Below are 20,399 nucleotides of genomic sequence, written 5' to 3' on the forward strand. Positions count from 1 at the left end.
TTCGTCGTTGCGTGCTCACTCCCCAGACTAGGTGCGGGTGATGCGAGTGGGGAAGAGGTGCACCCATCGGCGGCCTACTGTGACAGACACGCGCGTTTGAGTACGTAGCGGGTGAGTGGCAGGTAGTGACTAGACCGGACTCCGTCGTCCAGGGGTACGACGACCCGGACGGCGCCCTCCGCCTGCCCGACGAACGGCGCCGGATCGTCGGAGTCGGCCGGGCCGATCGCCTCGAACCCCAGCTGACCTGCGCCGCAGAGCCAGCCGTGGTCGCCGACGACCAGTTCGGGAAGCGGGCCGCCGGCGGCCGCGGCGGCCTGAAGGACGACCCTGACCGGCAGCGGCGAATGACAGTGCGCGCCAGGCTCACAACCGGGGCGCCCGCCCTCGGTTTCCCGCACCAACGCGACGCGTCGTACGTAGTCGATGCGATGCGTACGTAGACCGAACTGGGTCAATATGTCGACACAGCGACCCTGCGCCGGGGTGAGGACCTCACATCCCGCCGCCGAGAGGGCGTCCGCGAGGGCGGCGTAGAAACCCAGCAGCGAGCGCGGGTGCCCGGTGCCGAACAGCACCGGTGCGTGACGCCGCGCGGCCGCCGCGAGTCTTTCCGCGAAGGCATCCAGCGCGGCGAGCGTCCGCGCCGGATCGATCACATCCGGCCCCGAGCGCTGCCGAGGATCGGCCGAAACACCACACCTGCGCGCCATCAGCCCGAGCAACTCCGGCTCACCCCAGGCCCCTTGCGGGTCGATCCCGAGCAGCACCCGGGGATCGCGGGCCGCGAACTGACGGTACCTCCGCAGACTCCGCTCCCGGGGGGTCTCGACGACCCCGGCCAGCCGGGCGGCGGACAGGTAGGTCAACACGCTTGCGATGGTGGCGCATCGGCTTGCCCGGTAAGGGAAATACCGAGGGATTTGCGCACGGTTGGCGTAACAGGCCCCAGGGGACTACTGGACTTCCCTAGGGGAGCAGGCCCCGCAGGGGGAACGCCGCGCGGCGGGTCGCCAGGACGGACTGGTCGAGGCGGTCGGCGGGGTCGTAACCCCCCTCCCACGACGCCCAGGAGACCGGCCAGCGGCCGTCCGTCATCCGCTGGGGAGCCAGCTCGCGGGTGCGGGCGTAGACCTCCTGGCGCCAGCCCTCGGGGATCACCGTCTCCGGGGCGACCGGCCGCCCCGCCGCGATGGCCACGAGATGCGTCCAGGAGCGGGGCACGACGTCCACCACCGCGTAACCGCCGCCGCCCAGCGCGACCCACTTCCCGTCGGCGTACTCGTGCGCCAGCTCATGGCAGGCCAGTTGCACCGCCCGCTGCGCGTCCAGCGAGACCGCGAGATGCGCGAGCGGATCCTCGAAGTGCGTGTCGGCCCCGTGCTGGGAGACCAGCACCTGCGGCCGGAAGTCCGCGAGCAGTTCGGGCACCACCGCGTGGAACGCCCGCACCCACCCCGCGTCGCCCGTCCCGGCCGGCAGCGGCAGATTCACCGCGGCCCCCTCCCCTGCCCCGGCGCCGGTCTCCTGCGGCCACCCGGACTGCGGGAACAGCGTGCGGGGATGCTCGTGCACCGAGATCGTCAGCACCCGCGGGTCCTCCCAGAACGCGGCCTGCACCCCGTCCCCGTGGTGCACGTCCACATCCACGTACGCGACCCGCTCGACGCCCAGCTCCAGCAGCCGGGCGATGGCGAGCGCCGCGTCGTTGTACACACAGAACCCGGACGCGGCCCCCGGCATCGCGTGGTGCAGTCCGCCGGTGAAGTTCACGGCGTGCAGGACCTCTCCCCGCCACACCGCCTCCGCCGCCGCCACCGACTGCCCCGCGATCAGCGCGGACACCTCGTGCATCCCGGCGAACGCGGGATCGTCCAGCGTCCCGAGCCCGTACGAGGTGTCGGCGCCCGCCGGGTCCGCGGAGGCGGCCTTGACCGCCTCGATGTAGTCGTCCCGGTGGACGAGGCGCAGCGTGGACTCCCCGGCCGGCTTCGCCGCGACGATCTCCAGCTCCCGGTCGACTCCCAGGGCACCGACCAGCTTCCGGGTCAGCGCCAGCCGTACCGGGTCCATCGGATGCCCGGGGCCGAAGTCATAGCCCGTTACTGCCTCGTCCCACATCAGCTGTGCGCGGCCACTCATGCCCGCCACCGTATCGGCCCCCACTCGTCGCGAACGACCTGGCGTACACGAGCGTCACCAGCACCAACACCATCGGCAGCAGCATCGCCCCGCGATAGCTCCAGGCGTCTCCCACCGCGCCCACCAACGGCGATCCGACCAGGAATCCGACGTAATTGAAGATGTTCAGCCGCGCGACCGCCGCGTCCGACGCCCCGGGGAACAGCCGGCCCGCCGCCGCGAAGGTCCCCGGCACCAGCACGCACAGCCCAAGTCCCAGCAGCGTGAACCCGAGCATCCCCACCCATGCCCCGGGCGCCACCGCCACCACCGCGAACCCGGCGGCCGCCACCAGCGCCCCGAGCCGTACGACCGCCGCCGCGCCGAACCGCCGTACCCCGAAGTCCCCCAGGGCCCGCCCGACCAGCGTGGTCACCATGTACACGTTGTACGGCACCGTCGCCAGCTGCTCCGAGCTGCCCAGCACGTCCTTCAGGTACTTCGCGCTCCAGTTGGAGACCGTCGAGTCCCCGATGTACGCGAAGGTCATCACCAGGCACAGCGGCAGCAGCAGCTTGAAGACCACGCCCCCGCCGCCGCTGCCCTGCGCCACCGGCGCCGCCGCGTCCCCGTCGACGTACCACCGGCTGCCCACGAGCGTCGCCGGCAGCAGGACGGCCACCACCGGCAGGTACGACACCCACAGCGCGAGCTGCCAGTGCGCCCCGGCCCAGGCGAGCGAGGCCCCGACGATGCCGCCCAAGCTGTACACGGCGTGGAAGCTGAGCATGATGCTGCGTCCGTACGACCGCTGGAGGCTGACCCCGAGCATGTTCATCGAGGCGTCCAGCATCCCCACCGACAGCCCGAACACACCGAGCGCCACCGCCACCGCGGCCAACTGCCCCTGCCCGCCCGCCCCCGCGGCCAGCAGCGCGAGCAGCACCACCGGCTGGGACCAGCGCAGCAGCCGGCTGGGCCGGACCCGCTTGACCAACTGCTCGGTGGTGACACTGCCGACGCCCGCGAGCACCGGCACGGCAGCCAGAAAGACCGGTAGCAGGGCATCGGAGATGCCGTACCGGTCCTGGATGGCGGGGATGCGCGTCACCAGCAGGGCGAAGGCGGCGCCCTGGGCGAAGAAGGCGAACGCCAAAGAGGCCCTGCCTCGCCGCAGCAGTTCAGTCATGGCGGCGAGCGTAGGGCCCCGGCTTACTTGTGGGTAGACATCGCCAAAGGTGAATTTCCTTCAGCTTCGACGGTGGCGGTTCCGGCGGCGACCTCCGCCTCCAGCAGCCGCTCCATCGGGCCCGCGGCCAGCACCCCGCTGACCCGGAAGGCGACCACCATCGTGGCGATCAGGACGACGGTGCCGAGCCAGACCATGGTGTCCACGGGGACGGTGTAGGCGCCGACGACCCGGGCGACGCACTCGGCGAGCAGGGCCACGCCCCAGACGAGGGAGAACAGCCGCTCCCGCCGCCGGAAGTCCGCGGAGCGCACCGAGGTGCCGCCGGTCAGCCGCTGCCAGGCGGCCTCCTTGACCGCGTCCCCCTTCACCAGGAAGGGCATCACCGCGGTGGTCATCATCGGCCGGCCGAGCCGGACCGAGACCAGGATGCCGATGCCGACGGTGCTGCTGACCGCGCCGTCCTTGGCGAGCATCAGCCGCGGGTCCCCGGCGAGCGTGCTCACCAGCAGGGAGACGAGGTTGACCACCAGGATCAGGCAGGCCAGCGCGTTGGCCCGGCGCTCGCGCACCAGGCCCCACACGGTGCGCACCGCCGGGACCACACTGCTCCAGGCGAGCGCCGCGACGGTGCTCGCGCCGAGGCCGTCCTTGAGGACGTAGTACGCCCCGATGGGCACGGCCACATCGATGATGAGCGGCCGGAGGTTGTCCAGCATGCTCGGGTTCTGCCGCGTGTTCCGGCTGTGGTTCCCCGTGTTCTTCGTCATGCCCTCAGCTTCCCGTCCGGCGGGGGTGCGCCGGTAGAAACGTTCGTCCGGACGACGGCATGACAGATGTCAGGCACCGGCGGATGGCACGGGTCATACCGCGGGTCATTTCAGCAGGTCGGGCAACTCCCCCAGGTCCGCGAACAGTTGGGTGGCGCCGGTGAGCCGTTCGGCCGGGGTCATCGCGGTGAACCCGTACACGTCCATCCCGGCCGCCACGGCCGCCTGGACGCCCAGCGGGGAGTCCTCCACGACCGCGCACCGGCCGGGGGCGACACCCATCCGCTCGGCCGCGTACAGGAAGAGGTCGGGCGCGGGCTTGCCCTTGCCGACGTCCTGCGAGCTGAAGATCCGCTCCTCCTGGAACCACCGGTCGAGCCCGGTGGTGCGATGCCCCACCCTGATCCGCTGATGGCTCCCGGAGGAGGCCACGCAGTACGGCACCCCGTCCGCGGCCAGCTTCTCCAGCACCTCGGCGGCGCCCGGCACGGGCCCCAACTCCCGCTCGAACGCGGCGAAGACACGCGCGTGGAAGACATCGTCGAAGTCGGCGGGCAGCCGCTGTCCGGTGCGCTCCAGGACGAGATCGTGCACCCGGTGCATCGCCGAGCCCATGTAGTCGCGCAGCGAGTCCTCGTACGACGTCTCGATCCCCAGCTCGGTGAGGTAGGCCGCCAGATGCCGGTTGGAGATCGGCTCGCTGTCCACCAGGACGCCGTCGTTGTCGAAGATGATCAGGTCATAGCGCATGACCCCAGCCTAAGAGCCGGTGACCAGGGCTCCTTCGCGGAGCTGCCGCAGGATGGCGTCCCAGAACCGGGCCCGCTCGCCCAGCGCCTCGCGGACCGCGTGGGCGCACTCCTCCCATTTCCGGCTGTCGTCGCCGCAGAGGTCGACCAGCATGCGCATGGCCATGGGGGTGTGCTCGTCGGCGTCGACCTCGATGTGCCGTTGGAGGTAGTTCTTGAACTTGGCGAGGCTTCCGTCGCGGTCACCGATGCGGACGACCTGCTCGAACATCTCCGGGATCAGGTCCTCGCGTCCGAAGGCGAACACCGCGGCCTGGATGTGCACCGGGGCGGTCTCGATGACGCTCCAGGTCGCGCCGACGAAGTCCCGCACCGGGAGCGGCGCTTCCGCGGCCACGAGGGCCTTGGGGACGGGGGTGCCGGACCGGATCAGGTCGAGGAAGGCGTCCAGCGGTCCGGGGTCGGCGCCGGCGTCGTCCATCGCGGCCCGGTACAGCTCGAAGTGGGAGATGAATCCCTCACCCAGTTCGTCGCTCTCCTCCACCAGGGTGATCTCGTTGATCAGCCGGCGGGAGGCGACCGGGCCCTGCGGCACCCACGGCACGCTGGTGCAGGTCAGCTGCCGCTGGAGACTCTTCAGCAAGGACATGAAGTCCCATACGGCGAAGGCGTGGTGCTCCATGAACACCGCGACGTCCCGGCGGCTGCGGAAGCTCGTGTAGAGGGGGTGACCGGTGACCTCGGTACGGACGGCCGCGATGTGCTCTTTCAGCGCGAGGACACCGGGGTGCTCGACGGAGGACTTATAACGGGACATCGTCATGGGCTGATAACGTGCCGAACTCTTCGGAGGACACTGCGTGTCCCGGATATTGCCTCTGAAATTGTCCCGGAACGCAGAAAACCCCCGCACCAACGGTGCGGGGGTCTCCCTAAAAATTGTTCGGCGGCGTCCTACTCTCCCACAGGGTCCCCCCTGCAGTACCATCGGCGCTGAAAGGCTTAGCTTCCGGGTTCGGAATGTAACCGGGCGTTTCCCTAACGCTATAACCACCGAAACACTATGAAACTATCAACCAGCAAATGGTTGTTCGTGGTTTCAGAACCAACACAGTGGACGCGAGCAACTGAGGACAAGCCCTCGGCCTATTAGTACCGGTCACCTCCACCAGTTACCTGGCTTCCAGATCCGGCCTATCAACCCAGTCGTCTACTGGGAGCCTTACCCCATCAAGTGGGTGGGAGTCCTCATCTCGAAGCAGGCTTCCCGCTTAGATGCTTTCAGCGGTTATCCCTCCCGAACGTAGCCAACCAGCCATGCCCTTGGCAGAACAACTGGCACACCAGAGGTTCGTCCGTCCCGGTCCTCTCGTACTAGGGACAGCCCTTCTCAAGACTCCTACGCGCACAGCGGATAGGGACCGAACTGTCTCACGACGTTCTAAACCCAGCTCGCGTACCGCTTTAATGGGCGAACAGCCCAACCCTTGGGACCGACTCCAGCCCCAGGATGCGACGAGCCGACATCGAGGTGCCAAACCATCCCGTCGATATGGACTCTTGGGGAAGATCAGCCTGTTATCCCCGGGGTACCTTTTATCCGTTGAGCGACGGCGCTTCCACAAGCCACCGCCGGATCACTAGTCCCGACTTTCGTCCCTGCTCGACCCGTCGGTCTCACAGTCAAGCTCCCTTGTGCACTTACACTCAACACCTGATTACCAACCAGGCTGAGGGAACCTTTGGGCGCCTCCGTTACCCTTTAGGAGGCAACCGCCCCAGTTAAACTACCCATCAGACACTGTCCCTGATCCGGATCACGGACCCAGGTTAGACATCCAGCACGACCAGACTGGTATTTCAACGACGACTCCACCCACACTGGCGTATGAGCTTCAAAGTCTCCCAGCTATCCTACACAAGCCGAACCGAACACCAATATCAAACTGTAGTAAAGGTCCCGGGGTCTTTCCGTCCTGCTGCGCGAAACGAGCATCTTTACTCGTAGTGCAATTTCACCGGGCCTATGGTTGAGACAGTCGAGAAGTCGTTACGCCATTCGTGCAGGTCGGAACTTACCCGACAAGGAATTTCGCTACCTTAGGATGGTTATAGTTACCACCGCCGTTTACTGGCGCTTAAGTTCTCAGCTTCGCCCCACCGAAATGGAGCTAACCGGTCCCCTTAACGTTCCAGCACCGGGCAGGCGTCAGTCCGTATACATCGCCTTACGGCTTCGCACGGACCTGTGTTTTTAGTAAACAGTCGCTTCTCGCTGGTCTCTGCGGCCACCCCCAGCTCGAACAGCAAGTGTTCTCACCAGGTGTGGCCCCCCTTCTCCCGAAGTTACGGGGGCATTTTGCCGAGTTCCTTAACCATAGTTCACCCGAACGCCTCGGTATTCTCTACCTGACCACCTGAGTCGGTTTAGGGTACGGGCCGCCATGAAACTCGCTAGAGGCTTTTCTCGACAGCATAGGATCATCCACTTCACCACAATCGGCTCGGCATCAGGTCTCACCCTTATATGAATGGCGGATTTACCTACCACTCGGGCTACACCCTTACCCCGGGACAACCACCGCCCGGGATGGACTACCTTCCTGCGTCACCCCATCACTCACCTACTAACCGCTTGGTTCAGCGGCTCCACCACTCCCCTCAACTCCGAAGAGATCAGGGCGGCTTCACGGCCTTAGCATCACGATGCTCGATGTTTGACGCTTCACAGCGGGTACCGGAATATCAACCGGTTATCCATCGACTACGCCTGTCGGCCTCGCCTTAGGTCCCGACTTACCCTGGGCAGATCAGCTTGACCCAGGAACCCTTAGTCAATCGGCGCACACGTTTCTCACGTGTGTATCGCTACTCATGCCTGCATTCTCACTCGTCAACCGTCCACAACTACCTTCCGGTGCTGCTTCACCCGGCAGACGACGCTCCCCTACCCATCACAGCACCCGTTGGGGCTTATCGCTGCAATGACACGACTTCGGCGGTACGCTTGAGCCCCGCTACATTGTCGGCGCGGAATCACTAGACCAGTGAGCTATTACGCACTCTTTCAAGGGTGGCTGCTTCTAAGCCAACCTCCTGGTTGTCTGTGCGACTCCACATCCTTTCCCACTTAGCGTACGCTTAGGGGCCTTAGTCGATGCTCTGGGCTGTTTCCCTCTCGACCATGGAGCTTATCCCCCACAGTCTCACTGCCGTGCTCTCACTTACCGGCATTCGGAGTTTGGCTAAGGTCAGTAACCCGGTAGGGCCCATCGCCTATCCAGTGCTCTACCTCCGGCAAGAAACACACGACGCTGCACCTAAATGCATTTCGGGGAGAACCAGCTATCACGGAGTTTGATTGGCCTTTCACCCCTAACCACAGGTCATCCCCCAGGTTTTCAACCCTGGTGGGTTCGGTCCTCCACGAAGTCTTACCTCCGCTTCAACCTGCCCATGGCTAGATCACTCCGCTTCGGGTCTTGAGCGTGCTACTGAATCGCCCTGTTCGGACTCGCTTTCGCTACGGCTTCCCCACACGGGTTAACCTCGCAACACACCGCAAACTCGCAGGCTCATTCTTCAAAAGGCACGCAGTCACGAGAAACACCGAAGTGTTTCCGACGCTCCCACGGCTTGTAGGCACACGGTTTCAGGTACTATTTCACTCCCCTCCCGGGGTACTTTTCACCATTCCCTCACGGTACTATCCGCTATCGGTCACCAGGGAATATTTAGGCTTAGCGGGTGGTCCCGCCAGATTCACACGGGATTTCTCGGGCCCCGTGCTACTTGGGTGTCTCTCAAGCAAGCCGCTGACATTTCGACTACGGGGGTCTTACCCTCTACGCCGGACCTTTCGCATGTCCTTCGTCTACATCAACGGTTTATAACTCGCCCTACGGCCGGCAGACCGTAGAAGAGAGATCCCACAACCCCGCACACGCAACCCCTGCCGGGTCTCACACGCATACGGTTTGGCCTCATCCGGTTTCGCTCGCCACTACTCCCGGAATCACGGTTGTTTTCTCTTCCTGAGGGTACTGAGATGTTTCACTTCCCCTCGTTCCCTCCACACTGCCTATGTGTTCAGCAGCGGGTGACAGCCCATGACGACTGCCGGGTTTCCCCATTCGGAAACCCCCGGATCAAAGCCTGGTTGACGACTCCCCGGGGACTATCGTGGCCTCCCACGTCCTTCATCGGTTCCTGGTGCCAAGGCATCCACCGTGCGCCCTTAAAAACTTGGCCACAGATGCTCGCGTCCACTGTGCAGTTCTCAAACAACGACCAGCCACCCATCACCCCACCAGCCAAACTGGTGAGTGCACTGGGGCCGGCGACTGAGGAGAAGATCAGATCATTCCCTCAGACACCCAACAGCGTGCCCGACACCCCTCGCTGACAAGATCCGCGTTCCACGCCGAAGCAGTACTGGCGTTCTCATCATCCGAAGTGTGCCGAGTAGTCAACGTTCCACCCATGAGCAACCAGCATCAGACATTCGCTGATGTACTGGCCTCTGACCGAGCAGAGCCCGGTAAGAAGTGCTCCTTAGAAAGGAGGTGATCCAGCCGCACCTTCCGGTACGGCTACCTTGTTACGACTTCGTCCCAATCGCTGGTCCCACCTTCGACAGCTCCCTCCCACAAGGGGTTGGGCCACCGGCTTCGGGTGTTACCGACTTTCGTGACGTGACGGGCGGTGTGTACAAGGCCCGGGAACGTATTCACCGCAGCAATGCTGATCTGCGATTACTAGCGACTCCGACTTCATGGGGTCGAGTTGCAGACCCCAATCCGAACTGAGACCGGCTTTTTGAGATTCGCTCCACCTCACGGTATCGCAGCTCATTGTACCGGCCATTGTAGCACGTGTGCAGCCCAAGACATAAGGGGCATGATGACTTGACGTCGTCCCCACCTTCCTCCGAGTTGACCCCGGCGGTCTCCCGTGAGTCCCCAGCACCACAAGGGCCTGCTGGCAACACGGGACAAGGGTTGCGCTCGTTGCGGGACTTAACCCAACATCTCACGACACGAGCTGACGACAGCCATGCACCACCTGTACACCGACCACAAGGGGGGCACTATCTCTAATGCTTTCCGGTGTATGTCAAGCCTTGGTAAGGTTCTTCGCGTTGCGTCGAATTAAGCCACATGCTCCGCCGCTTGTGCGGGCCCCCGTCAATTCCTTTGAGTTTTAGCCTTGCGGCCGTACTCCCCAGGCGGGGAACTTAATGCGTTAGCTGCGGCACCGACGACGTGGAATGTCGCCAACACCTAGTTCCCACCGTTTACGGCGTGGACTACCAGGGTATCTAATCCTGTTCGCTCCCCACGCTTTCGCTCCTCAGCGTCAGTAATGGCCCAGAGATCCGCCTTCGCCACCGGTGTTCCTCCTGATATCTGCGCATTTCACCGCTACACCAGGAATTCCGATCTCCCCTACCACACTCTAGCTAGCCCGTATCGACTGCAGACTCGGGGTTAAGCCCCGAGCTTTCACAATCGACGTGACAAGCCGCCTACGAGCTCTTTACGCCCAATAATTCCGGACAACGCTTGCGCCCTACGTATTACCGCGGCTGCTGGCACGTAGTTAGCCGGCGCTTCTTCTGCAGGTACCGTCACTTTCGCTTCTTCCCTGCTGAAAGAGGTTTACAACCCGAAGGCCGTCATCCCTCACGCGGCGTCGCTGCATCAGGCTTTCGCCCATTGTGCAATATTCCCCACTGCTGCCTCCCGTAGGAGTCTGGGCCGTGTCTCAGTCCCAGTGTGGCCGGTCGCCCTCTCAGGCCGGCTACCCGTCGTCGCCTTGGTGAGCCATTACCTCACCAACAAGCTGATAGGCCGCGGGCTCATCCTGCACCGCCGGAGCTTTACACCATCAAGGATGCCCAAGATGGTCATATCCGGTATTAGACCCCGTTTCCAGGGCTTGTCCCAGAGTGCAGGGCAGATTGCCCACGTGTTACTCACCCGTTCGCCACTAATCCACCCCGAAGGGCTTCATCGTTCGACTTGCATGTGTTAAGCACGCCGCCAGCGTTCGTCCTGAGCCAGGATCAAACTCTCCGTGAATGTTTACCGGTAATCCGGTGCACAAACTGAAGAGCGGAACGGTCGGAGGAATAGTCCGACCGTTCACAGCGTCCTCGCTGTGTTTATTTCAAAGGAACCACGTCCCGGTCGTGATGACCGGAGACGGGGTATCAACATATCTGGCGTTGACTTTTGGCACGCTGTTGAGTTCTCAAGGAACGGTCGCTTCCTTTGTACTCACCCTCTCGGGCTTTCCTCCGGGCTTCCCTTCGGTGTTTCCGACTCTATCAGATCTTTTCTCGATCCGATTTCCTCGGCGCTTTCCAGGTTTCCGCTTTCGCGTTCCCCTTTCCGGCGGTTCCGACTCTATCAGATCCTTTCGGCGTCTGACCCCCAGTCAGCGGGGTTTGTCTTCCCGGCCGTTAGGCCGTTCCGACGAGTGAGACATTAGCGGATTCCCGGCTCCCGAGCTAATCGGGGGCCCGTTCTTTCGAACGTGGATTCCTCATTTCGCAAATACGCACGCCAAAGTGTTCGACGCCGAGGCGTCGGGTTGGGTGGTGCTCACGGAATGGCTGTCCGGGGACCGACCGGAGTCGGCGCTCACGTCGGACAACTCGGAGTACCTTACGGATCCCCCCGAGGTGTGTCAACCGCCGGCCGGTCCCTCCCGGCCAGGGTCAGTCCTTCGTGCCGGAGGCCAGCTCGCGGCTGCGGTCCCGGGCGGCCTCCAGGGCGGCGATGAGGGCCGCGCGGACGCCGTGGTTCTCCAGCTCGCGGATGGCGTTGATCGTCGTTCCGGCGGGAGAGGTGACGTTCTCCCGGAGCTTCACCGGGTGTTCGCCGCTGTCGCGGAGCATCACGGCGGCGCCGATGGCGGACTGGACGATGAGGTCGTGGGCCTTGTCCCGGGGCAGCCCGAGGAGGATGCCGGCGTCGGTCATGGCCTCGACCAGATAGAAGAAGTACGCCGGGCCGGAGCCGGACAGGGCGGTGCAGGCGTCCTGCTGGCCCTCGGGCACACGGAGCGTCTTGCCGACGGCGCCGAAGATGTCCTCGGCGGTGGCCAGGTGCTGCTGGGTGGCGTGGGTGCCGGGGGAGATGACGGACATGGCCTCGTCCACGAGGGCCGGGGTGTTCGTCATGACGCGGACCACCGGAGTGCCCTTGGCGAGGCGCTCCTCCAGGAAGGCGGTCGGGATGCCTGCGGCGCCGCTGATGACCAGGCGGTCGGCGGGGATGTGCGGGGCCAGTTCGTCGAGCAGGGCGCCCATGTCCTGCGGCTTGACCGTGAGGATCAGCGTGTCGGCGGTCTTGGCGGCCTCGGTGTTGCCGACCGGGGTGACTCCGTGCCGGGCGCGGAGCTCTTCCGCGCGTTCGGGACGGCGGGCGGTGACGAGGAGGTCCTCGGGCGCCCAGCCGGCTCGGATCATTCCGCTGAGCAGGGCTTCGCCGATCTTGCCGGTGCCGAGTACTGCGACTTTCTGGGTCATGCGGTTCAGTCTGGCACCGGGGGTATGCGGCCGGGGCGTATGTCCGGTTGGCGGGACGTTCGCGGTGCGCCCCGCTCGGACGGCGGCCGGGCGGCACCCCGGGGATGCGCGTCTGGCGTTCCGGTGGCCAGCAGGTGGCATTCAGCTGGCGTACACGCTGTCTCAAGGTGGTGCGGCCAGAGTCCCGCCTCGTGTCTACTTCACCCTCGCGTCCCGGCGTCGCCTCCATGTGCGCCGCTGCCTTGACGCTCTCAGGACTGCTCGTGACAGGGGTGGTCGCCGCTCAGCCCGCGGCCGCCGCGGACCCGGCCGGCTACCAGAACGTTCGGATCAACGAGGTCACCTCGTCGAACAGCGACACGGTGGAGCTGTACAACACCGGTTCGACCGCGGTGAGCATCAGTGGCTGGAAGGTGTCCGACGACAGCTTCTCGCCGCAGTCGTTCAGCCCGTCCGCCGGTACCGTCCCGGCGCACGGCTTCGTCACCTTCGACTCGCCCAAGGGACTGGGCGACTCGGACAAGCTGGTGATCTACACATCCGGTGGCACGGTGGTCGACCGCGTCGAGTGGGCGACCGGCATGGCGAAGCCGGCGATGGCGCGGTGCGGCGGTGACGGCACCGGCGCGTGGGTCACCACGACCGCGGCGCCCACGTTCGGCGCGGCGAACGCCGCGGGCTGCCCCGCGTCGCTCCCGGCCGCGAGCCAGGTGCGGATCAACGAGGTCACCTCGGACGGCGCGGACACCGTGGAGCTGTACAACGGCGGTTCGAGCGCGGTGAGCATCGGGTCGTGGAAGTACGTGGACAGCGACACCGGCCACTCCGCGGCCTCGGTCTCGTCCTCCTCGCCGAGCACGACCAGCATCCCGGCCGGCGGCTACGCGACGTTCGCCTCGACGCTCGGCCTGGGTGACAACGACTCGGTCTTCCTCACCGACGGCAACGGAAACACCGTCGACTCGGTGACCTGGGCGGCCGGTGGCGCCAAGCCGTCGGACGAGCGCTGCGCCAATGGCACCGGCGACTTCCGGACCGCCACGACCGCGACGCTCGGCGGCGCGAACTCCTGCTCGGGCGGCGGCGGTGGCGGCACCGGCGGCGGTCAACTGCTGGGCGGCGGCGGCTCGCTGACCAGCGGCTGCACCCCCGAAGCGCCCACGGGTACGGCTTCCACCCCGGCCGGCACCTCGGCGTGGCCGGGTGGCCTCGATGTCACGATCGCCGACAACGTCTGCGCGTTCACCACGTCCACCGGCCCCGAGGGGCGTGATGTGAGCGGGCTGGCGTTCGACCCGGCGAACCCGTCGGTGCTGTGGGCGGCCAAGAACAAGAACTGGTTGTTCAAGCTGGTCAAGAGCAACGGCAAGTGGATCCCGGACGCCTCGTGGAGCGCGACCGGCAAGCAGATCCGTTTCCTGGGCGGTTCCGGCGAGCCGGACTCCGAGGGTCTGACGGTCGGCGCCAACGGGCACCTCTACGTGACCTCCGAGCGCGACAACACCAAGAACACGGTCCCCAAGGACACGATCATGGAGTTCGACCCGACGGCCGGCGGCTCGACGCTCACGCCGATCCACCAGTGGGACATGACCTCGCAGTTCCCGCAGCTCGACACCGGCAGCAAGGACGACGCCAACCTGGGCTTCGAGGGCGTCGCCTATGTGCCGGACAGCTGGCTGACCGCGAACGGCTGGGTCGACCCGCTGACCGGCGCTGCCTACAACCCGGCGAACTACCCGCTGCACGGCTCGGGCCTGTTCTTCGCCGGTCTGGAGTGGGACGGCACGCTGCACGCCTACGGTCTGAACTCCGACGGTACGTTCACCACGTTCGGCGCGATCTCCACCGGCAAGGCCTCCGTGGTGGACGTGGCCTTCGACGCCGGTACCCAGCGCATCGTCGCCACCTGCGACAACGCCTGCGGTGAGACGCACACCTTCCTGAAGGTCAACGCCGCAGGCGCGATCGTCCCGGACGTGACCTACACGAACCCGGCCGTCATGCCGGTCGACAACCTGGAGGGCTTCGCCCTCGCGCCCACCTCGACCTGCGTCAACGGCTCGCGCGAGGCGGTCTGGACCGACGACGGCATCTTCGGCTTCGGCTCCGGAAGCTCCTCGTACGGCCACGCCCTCTACAGCGGCACCTTCCCCTGCTGAATCAGCTGCATCCCCCGCTGAACTACCCGCGGCGCTGAGGCTCCCGGCGGACGGGGTGGCGACCAAGGCCGCCCGCTGACCGCCGGGAGCTTCGTCGTACTCCGAGTACTGCTGCCCGTACCTGTACCCGTGCCCGTATCCGTATCCGTATCCGTCAGGGCGTGCGGCGTCGTAGCGTCGCCGCGCCCAGGGTCAGGACCAGCAGGGCGCAGCCGGTCACGATCAGGGCGTCGCGGGCGAAGGCCGCGGTCGGGTCGCGGTGGTGGAGGAGCTGCGTCATGGCGTCCACGGCGTACGACATGGGGAGGACGTCCGAGAGGGCGCGGAGGACGGGGTGCATGGTGGAGCGGGGGGTGAAGAGGCCGCAGAGGAGGAGTTGGGGGAAGATCACGGCCGGCATGAACTGGACCGCCTGGAACTCCGAGGCCGCGAAGGCCGAGACGAAGAGGCCGAGGGCCGTGCCGAGCAGGGCGTCCAGGAGGGCGACGAGCAGGAGCAGCCACGGGGAGCCCATGACGTCGAGGCCGAGCAGCCAGACGGAGAGGCCGGTGGCGAGCACCGACTGGAGGACGGCGAAGGCGCCGAAGGCCAGCGCGTAGCCGGCGATGAGGTCGGCCTTGCCGAGGGGGAGCGCGAGGAGGCGTTCGAGGGTGCCCGAGGTGCGTTCGCGCAGGGTGGCGATGGAGGTCACCAGGAACATCGTGATCAGCGGGAAGATCCCGAGCAGCGAGGCGCCGAGGGTGTCGAAGGTGTGCGGGCCGCTGTCGAAGACGTAGCGCAGGATGACCAGCATCAGGCACGGGACGGCGATCATCAGCGCGATGGTGCGGGGGTCGTGCCGCAGCTGGCGCAGGACACGGGTCGCCGTGGCGAGGGCGCGGGCGGGGCTGAGGGCGGCCGCGGGCCGGGGGGCCGTCGTCGGGTTCATCGGGTGCGCTCCTTGACGTTCGCCTCGGTGCGGGCCGCCGTGGTGGCCGCGTCGACCAGGTGCAGGAAGGCGGCCTCGACCGTCTCCGTGCCGGTGCGGGTGCGCAGTGCCTCGGGGGTGTCGTCGGCGAGGATCGCGCCCTCGCGCATCAGCAGCAGGCGGTCGCAGCGCTCGGCCTCGTCCATGACGTGGGAGGAGACGAGGAGGGTGGTGCCGCGGGTGGCGGCGAGGTCGTGGAAGAGCTGCCACAGGTCGCGGCGCAGTACCGGGTCGAGGCCGACGGTCGGCTCGTCCAGGACCAGGAGTTCGGGGGTGCCGAGCAGGGCGACGGCGAGCGAGACCCGGCTGCGCTGACCGCCGGAGAGGGAGCCGGCGGGGGCGTCCGCGTGGGTGGTGAGGTCGACGTCGGTGATGGCCCGGGTGATGTTCGCCCGGCGGCGGTCGGCGGCGGCGCGGCCGGGGTCGAGGACGGCCGCGAAGTACGCCAGGTTCTGGCGGACGGTCAGGTCCGCGTAGACGGAGGGGGCCTGGGTGACGTAGCCGACGCGGGTGCGCAGGGCGGGGTGGCCGGCCGGGCGGCCGAGGACGTCGAGGGTGCCGGTGACCTTGGCCTGGGTGCCGGCGACGGCGCGCATCAGCGTCGATTTGCCGCAGCCGGAGGGGCCGAGAAGGCCCGTGATCCGGCCGGGCGGGACGGTGAAGGAGAGGTCGTGCAGGACACTGCGGGGGCCGCGGACGACGGTGAGGTGGTCGGCATGGATGGCGGCGGGTGGGGGCGGGGCCGGCGACGCATAATTCATCACGCGATGAATAATCTGCGTGATGAGGTGGGGCGTCAAGGGCCGAGCGGCGCTTGTCCCGTCACCGCTTCCCGGCCACCAGGAGAAGCACGTCGTACGTCTCCTCGACCACACCGTCGGGGAAGACCTGCTGGAGGTGGGCTCGCTCCTCGGCCAGGAAGGCGTCGCGGGCGGGGGCGTCCATGACGAGGAAGTGGGAGTGGCTGCCGAGGTTGGCGAGGTGGGTGTCGAGCGGGACCCGGCGGCTCCAGCGGAGCTTGTGCCGGGTGAAGTCGAGACGGCCGCTGGGGTCGGCGGCGTCCGCGCGCCGCTCGCGGTCGGCCTGCCGGGAGTCCATGCCGGCGGCGCGGCGCGCCCGCTCGGACGACTCCGCGATCCACTCGACGTCCAGGGCGCTGGTGTTCCACCACAGCGCCAGCGCACCCCCCGGGCGCAGGACGCGCAGTGCCTCCGGCACCGAGTGGGCGGGGTCGGTCCAGTGCCAGGACTGGGCGTAGGTGAGGAGGTCGAGGGTGGCGTCGGCGAGCGGGAGGGCGTTGCCGTCGCCGCGGACCAGGGGGATGTCCGGATTGCCGCGGCGGAACTCGGCGGCCATGCCCGCGCCGGGCTCGACCGCGAGGACGTCCGCGCCGCGGGCGTGCAGCAGGCTGGTGGAGATGCCGGTGCCGGCGCCGACGTCCGCGACCCGCGCACCGGTCAGGGGCCGGTCGGCCGCCTGCTCGATGGTGTCGAAGAGGGCGGGCGGGTAGGTGGGGCGGTTGGCCGCGTACTGGGCGGCGGCCGCGTTGAAGGAGTGGGCGCGGGCGGGGTCGGCGGGTCGCGTGGTCGTCATACGGCCATGGTCGCCGGTGGCCGCCGCGTACGGCAGCGGCTTTGCCCGAGGTGCCAGGGCCTTTTCCCCGTCCCCGGCAGGATCCGGGAGGGAGGCTCTAGTGTCCTGAGTCTTTGATCCGTCGGCAGTAGCTGGCGAGGGATCAAAGACTCAGGACACTAGCGGCGGCGCTTCTTCTTCGAGGGGTTGCCCGAGCGGCGGGTGGTGCGGGCGGCGTGTTCGGCGCGGGCCTTCTCGTACTCCTCGCGGTGCAGCTTCTCGCCCGGGGCCTCGGTGAGGGAGCGGACGAAGTAGGCGGCGAGGGTGCCGACGAAGCCGATGGCGAGCAGTCCGCGCAGGGACGCCTGGCGCTGCGGGTCCTGGCGCTTGCCGAAGCCGGCCAGGGTGTTGCCGAAGGCGAGCGCGGTGCAGATCGCGAACATGGCGACGACCAGGACGGTCACGAATGCGCCGGTGTCGGCGATCTGGAGGCCCTGGAAGGCGAAGCGCAGCACCAGGCAGGAGGCGACCGCGGCGACGAGGGACCCTGCGGCGACACCGGCGCGGCGGGCCGCGTAGCCGTCGTCGTGGTGCACCCAGGACGTGCCGAAAAAGCGCAGGGGCTCGGGCCGCGGCCCGCCCACGGGTTCCTCCGGGGCGCCCGGGGCGCCGGTTTCGTCGCTCACGGGACGATTATGGCGCCGGAGGGCGGAGGACTCGCGGGCGGGTGCGGCGGGCACGGGCTCGGGCCCGGATACGGGATACGGGATACCGATGCGGATTCGGCGGCGGGGCGTCAGCCGCAGCGGTCCGCCACGAAGCCGTCGCTGCCCGTGTGGACGTACGCGTCCGCCACGAACTCGCCGTCGCTGATGTTGTCCCAGATTTTCGAGGTGCCGTACGTGCCGGTGACGCTGGTGCCCGTGGTCTGGCAGTAGATCGGGACCTTGGCGCCCTCGGGGAGGGTGCGGGTGATGCCGTAGCTGGTGCCGGGGCCGCTGCGGACGTTGACGCGGACGCCCGGGGCGACGGAGTAGTAGCGGACGGACATGCGGAATCTCCCCCGTGAAGCCCCACCGGAAGGCGGGGATCGTCGAATGCGAACGGAGGTTAGCAAGCCGCCTCGGTCTCGTACGAGCCATCGACTAGGCTCCGTGCGTCGCGCGCGGACGAGAGCACGGGGGGCGGTCCAGTCGATGACGCCACAGCGCAGCACCGGAGCGGGCGCGGAAGCCGATATGCCCGAGTATGCCGGGCATTACCACCTGGAGTCCCGGCTGGGCTCCGGCGGCATGGGGGTGGTCCACCTCGCCCGCAGTACGTCCGGGCTGCGCCTCGCCGTGAAGGTCGTCCACGCGGAGTTCGCGCGGGACCGGGAGTTCCGGGGCCGGTTCCGGCAGGAGGTGGCCGCGGCGCGCCGGGTCAGCGGTGCCTTCACCGCGCCCGTGGTGGACGCCGACCCGGAGGCCGCCCGCCCCTGGATGGCCACCCTGTACATCCCCGGCCCGACCCTGTCCGAGCAGGTGAAGGAGCACGGGCCGCTGGACGCCGGGCAGTTGCGGCGGCTGATGGCGGGGCTCGCCGAGGCGCTGCGCGACATACACCGTGTGGGCGTGGTGCACCGGGATCTCAAGCCGAGCAATGTGCTGCTCGCCGAGGACGGTCCGAAGGTCATCGACTTCGGCATCTCCCGGCCCAAGGACAGCGAACTGCGCACGGAGACCGGCAAGTTGATCGGCACGCCGCCGTTCATGGCGCCCGAGCAGTTCCGCCGGCCGCGTGAGGTCGGTCCGGCCGCGGACATCTTCGCGCTGGGCTCGGTGCTGGTGCACGCGGCGACCGGGCGGGGGCCGTTCGACTCCGACAGCCCGTACGTCGTCGCCTATCAGGTCGTCCACGACGAGCCCGATCTGTCGGGGGTGCCGGCGGGGCTCGCGCCGCTCATCGAGCGCTGTCTCGCCAAGGACCCGGACGAGCGGCCGACGCCGGACGAGCTGATGCGCCAACTGCGGTCGGTGGCGGCGTCGTACGACACCCAGGCGTTCATACCGGCACAGCGGAAGGCGAGTTCGGAGGGTTCCGGGAGCAAGGACGTGGCGGCGGCGGTCGCGGAGGGCACCGGGAAGGCGCCGTCGAAGAGGCGTGCCGTACGGCCCGGTCACGTCGTCGCCGTCGCGGCCGGGGTGCTCGCACTGCTCGTCGGCGGGGCTCTCGCCTGGGTGCAGTGGCTCGGCGACGACGCCCCCGCGGCGAAGGCTCCGCGCACGGCCGCGGTCGGGTTCGCGGGGTGGCGTACGACGCCGGTCGCCGGGCAGAGCGACGCGCCCCGGTGTGCCTTCGGGGCGGGCAAGGTGCTGTGCGCCGGGGCGGGGCAGGCGTACGCGCTCGATCCGCGCGGCGGCCGGGTGCTGTGGCGGCACCCCTTCACGGGGGCGCGCTGGAGCGCGGCGCCCGCGGTGTCAGGCGGCCTGGTGCAGGTGCGGGACGAGGCGGGGGACGTGGTGGCCCTCGATCCGGACACGGGCCGTACGCGCTGGCGGCACGCCCTGCCCACGGGTGCCGGGGCGCAGTACACGGACGGGACGCTGCTGATCACCGCGGCCGACGGCACGGTCACGGCGGTGGACAGCGCGTCGGGCCGTACCCGCTGGAGCCACCGGCTGCCCGGGGCCGGCCGGCCGAGCGTCGACACATATCCGGGCAGCGCCGCCGCCTACGCCTCGACCGCCTCCGCCGACGGCCGCGGCACCCGGCTCGTCGCGTTCGATCCGAAGAGCGGCGCGGTGCGCTGGGACACCGTGCTGACCGGGCTGCTGCGGCCGGTCGGCGCCACGGACGGCACGGTGTTCCTCGTGTCCGCCGACCCGGTCTACGGCGACACGGACGCGGTGGTCCGTTACGACGCCGCGACCCGGGCCGTACGACGGGTGGCGCTGCCCGCGCCCCGGCCGGACGTGCACGCCGTCGTGCGCGGGGGTGTGGTCTATCTGCTGGACGTCAACGGGGGCCTGGACGCCGTGGACACCGCGGCCGGGAAGCGGCTGTGGCACCTGGAGACATCGGTGAGCCGGGGGTCGGCGCTGGTCGCCGGGGACCGGTATCTGTACTTCTCCGCCGGTGACGGGCGGCTGCTCGCCGTGGACGCGCGGGGCGGGCGGCTCGCGGGGCAGACTCCGGCGCGGCCGGGGGACGGCACGGCGCGGATCGCGGCGCTGCGGGCCGCGCCGGTGCTCGTGGCGCCGCAGGTGTTCGGCTCCGCTCCCGACGGATCGGTGTTCGCGCTCGACGGGCGGGACCCGTCGGCCTGGTGAAACGTTCCCGGTCGTGCGAAA

At 67.8% G+C, this 20,399-nt stretch carries 14 protein-coding genes and 3 rRNA genes; 2 read left to right on the top strand and 15 right to left on the bottom strand.

Translation table 11 applies throughout. The annotated features are described in order from the left end of the window. Nucleotides 1-74: 74 nt before the first annotated feature. The 10 genes from HEP81_RS17275 to proC all read right to left on the bottom strand — a co-directional run bounded on the left by HEP81_RS17275 (nt 75) and on the right by proC (nt 12,366). On the bottom strand, nt 75-872 hold the full coding sequence (locus HEP81_RS17275; RefSeq protein ID WP_374193142.1) for a phosphatase: 798 nt from the start codon (nt 870-872) through the stop codon (nt 75-77). Nucleotides 873-969: 97 nt separating this feature from the next. Then, nucleotides 970-2,142, bottom strand: coding sequence for an acetoin utilization protein AcuC (locus tag HEP81_RS17280; RefSeq protein ID WP_078967752.1), 1,173 nt, complete (start codon nt 2,140-2,142; stop codon nt 970-972). After that, nucleotides 2,093-3,310, bottom strand: a complete 1,218-nt coding sequence (locus tag HEP81_RS17285; protein ID WP_037663385.1) for an MFS transporter — start codon at nt 3,308-3,310, stop codon at nt 2,093-2,095. The genes HEP81_RS17280 and HEP81_RS17285 overlap by 50 nt, the downstream gene beginning before the upstream one ends. Before the next feature lie 23 nt (nt 3,311-3,333). Next, nucleotides 3,334-4,080 carry a VC0807 family protein gene (locus HEP81_RS17290; RefSeq protein WP_037663382.1) on the bottom strand — a complete coding sequence of 249 codons (747 nt, stop codon included), beginning with the start codon at nt 4,078-4,080 and terminating at the stop codon, nt 3,334-3,336. A gap of 105 nt (nt 4,081-4,185) precedes the next feature. After that, the gene (locus tag HEP81_RS17295) at nt 4,186-4,830 is read right to left on the bottom strand and encodes an HAD family hydrolase (RefSeq protein ID WP_037663379.1); all 645 of its coding nucleotides are present in this window, start codon (nt 4,828-4,830) and stop codon (nt 4,186-4,188) included. Between the two features lie 9 nt (nt 4,831-4,839). Beyond that, nucleotides 4,840-5,652, bottom strand: coding sequence for a DUF3050 domain-containing protein (locus tag HEP81_RS17300; protein ID WP_243279440.1), 813 nt, complete (start codon nt 5,650-5,652; stop codon nt 4,840-4,842). A 118-nt stretch (nt 5,653-5,770) separates the two neighbouring features. Next, nucleotides 5,771-5,887 (bottom strand): 5S ribosomal RNA (rrf, locus tag HEP81_RS17305). Between the two features lie 71 nt (nt 5,888-5,958). Further along, nucleotides 5,959-9,080: ribosomal RNA gene (locus tag HEP81_RS17310) — 23S ribosomal RNA — on the bottom strand. A gap of 307 nt (nt 9,081-9,387) precedes the next feature. After that, nucleotides 9,388-10,912: ribosomal RNA gene (locus tag HEP81_RS17315) — 16S ribosomal RNA — on the bottom strand. The 16S, 23S and 5S rRNA genes sit together here, the layout of an rRNA operon. A 641-nt stretch (nt 10,913-11,553) precedes the next feature. After that, nucleotides 11,554-12,366 carry a pyrroline-5-carboxylate reductase gene (gene proC / locus HEP81_RS17320; RefSeq protein WP_037664338.1) on the bottom strand — a complete coding sequence of 271 codons (813 nt, stop codon included), beginning with the start codon at nt 12,364-12,366 and terminating at the stop codon, nt 11,554-11,556. 263 nt (nt 12,367-12,629) lie between these two features. Between proC and HEP81_RS17325 the strand changes: the two genes are divergently transcribed. Continuing rightward, nucleotides 12,630-14,528, top strand: coding sequence for a lamin tail domain-containing protein (locus HEP81_RS17325; protein WP_243279444.1), 1,899 nt, complete (start codon nt 12,630-12,632; stop codon nt 14,526-14,528). A 154-nt stretch (nt 14,529-14,682) separates the two neighbouring features. On the opposite strand, the gene HEP81_RS17330 is transcribed toward HEP81_RS17325, so the two are convergent. The 5 genes from HEP81_RS17330 to HEP81_RS17350 all read right to left on the bottom strand — a co-directional run bounded on the left by HEP81_RS17330 (nt 14,683) and on the right by HEP81_RS17350 (nt 18,118). Next, the gene (locus HEP81_RS17330) at nt 14,683-15,456 is read right to left on the bottom strand and encodes an ABC transporter permease (protein WP_037664340.1); all 774 of its coding nucleotides are present in this window, start codon (nt 15,454-15,456) and stop codon (nt 14,683-14,685) included. Beyond that, nucleotides 15,453-16,256 (bottom strand): ABC transporter ATP-binding protein, encoded by an 804-nt coding sequence (locus HEP81_RS17335; RefSeq protein ID WP_106980125.1) that lies wholly within the window; start codon nt 16,254-16,256, stop codon nt 15,453-15,455. Before HEP81_RS17335 ends, HEP81_RS17330 begins: the two co-directional genes overlap by 4 nt. A 61-nt stretch (nt 16,257-16,317) precedes the next feature. After that, the gene (locus HEP81_RS17340) at nt 16,318-17,088 is read right to left on the bottom strand and encodes a class I SAM-dependent methyltransferase (RefSeq protein ID WP_037664345.1); all 771 of its coding nucleotides are present in this window, start codon (nt 17,086-17,088) and stop codon (nt 16,318-16,320) included. Between the two features lie 158 nt (nt 17,089-17,246). Then, on the bottom strand, nt 17,247-17,753 hold the full coding sequence (locus HEP81_RS17345; protein WP_037664347.1) for a hypothetical protein: 507 nt from the start codon (nt 17,751-17,753) through the stop codon (nt 17,247-17,249). 110 nt (nt 17,754-17,863) lie between these two features. Next, nucleotides 17,864-18,118: an SH3 domain-containing protein gene (locus HEP81_RS17350; protein ID WP_037664348.1), complete on the bottom strand. Its 255-nt coding sequence runs from the start codon at nt 18,116-18,118 to the stop codon at nt 17,864-17,866. Nucleotides 18,119-18,263: 145 nt separating this feature from the next. Between HEP81_RS17350 and HEP81_RS17355 the strand changes: the two genes are divergently transcribed. Then, the gene (locus HEP81_RS17355; RefSeq protein ID WP_037664349.1) at nt 18,264-20,378 is read left to right on the top strand and encodes a serine/threonine-protein kinase; all 2,115 of its coding nucleotides are present in this window, start codon (nt 18,264-18,266) and stop codon (nt 20,376-20,378) included. Nucleotides 20,379-20,399: the final 21 nt, after the last annotated feature.

The organism is Streptomyces griseofuscus (assembly GCF_014673495.1).
In the GTDB taxonomy this organism is placed as follows: domain Bacteria; phylum Actinomycetota; class Actinomycetes; order Streptomycetales; family Streptomycetaceae; genus Streptomyces; species Streptomyces murinus.

What these genes read in the sequence shown, in the direction of transcription:
- HEP81_RS17280 (WP_078967752.1), bottom strand. Translation starts at nt 2,142, where the DNA reads ATGAGTGGCCGCGCACAGCTGATGTGGGACGAGGCAGTAACGGGCTAT.
- HEP81_RS17285 (WP_037663385.1), bottom strand. Translation starts at nt 3,310, where the DNA reads ATGACTGAACTGCTGCGGCGAGGCAGGGCCTCTTTGGCGTTCGCCTTC.
- HEP81_RS17290 (WP_037663382.1), bottom strand. Translation starts at nt 4,080, where the DNA reads ATGACGAAGAACACGGGGAACCACAGCCGGAACACGCGGCAGAACCCG.
- HEP81_RS17295 (WP_037663379.1), bottom strand. Translation starts at nt 4,830, where the DNA reads ATGCGCTATGACCTGATCATCTTCGACAACGACGGCGTCCTGGTGGAC.
- HEP81_RS17300 (WP_243279440.1), bottom strand. Translation starts at nt 5,652, where the DNA reads ATGACGATGTCCCGTTATAAGTCCTCCGTCGAGCACCCCGGTGTCCTC.
- proC (WP_037664338.1), bottom strand. Translation starts at nt 12,366, where the DNA reads ATGACCCAGAAAGTCGCAGTACTCGGCACCGGCAAGATCGGCGAAGCC.
- HEP81_RS17330 (WP_037664340.1), bottom strand. Translation starts at nt 15,456, where the DNA reads ATGAACCCGACGACGGCCCCCCGGCCCGCGGCCGCCCTCAGCCCCGCC.
- HEP81_RS17335 (WP_106980125.1), bottom strand. Translation starts at nt 16,256, where the DNA reads ATGAATTATGCGTCGCCGGCCCCGCCCCCACCCGCCGCCATCCATGCC.
- HEP81_RS17340 (WP_037664345.1), bottom strand. Translation starts at nt 17,088, where the DNA reads ATGACGACCACGCGACCCGCCGACCCCGCCCGCGCCCACTCCTTCAAC.
- HEP81_RS17350 (WP_037664348.1), bottom strand. Translation starts at nt 18,118, where the DNA reads ATGTCCGTCCGCTACTACTCCGTCGCCCCGGGCGTCCGCGTCAACGTC.
- HEP81_RS17355 (WP_037664349.1), top strand. Translation starts at nt 18,264, where the DNA reads ATGACGCCACAGCGCAGCACCGGAGCGGGCGCGGAAGCCGATATGCCC.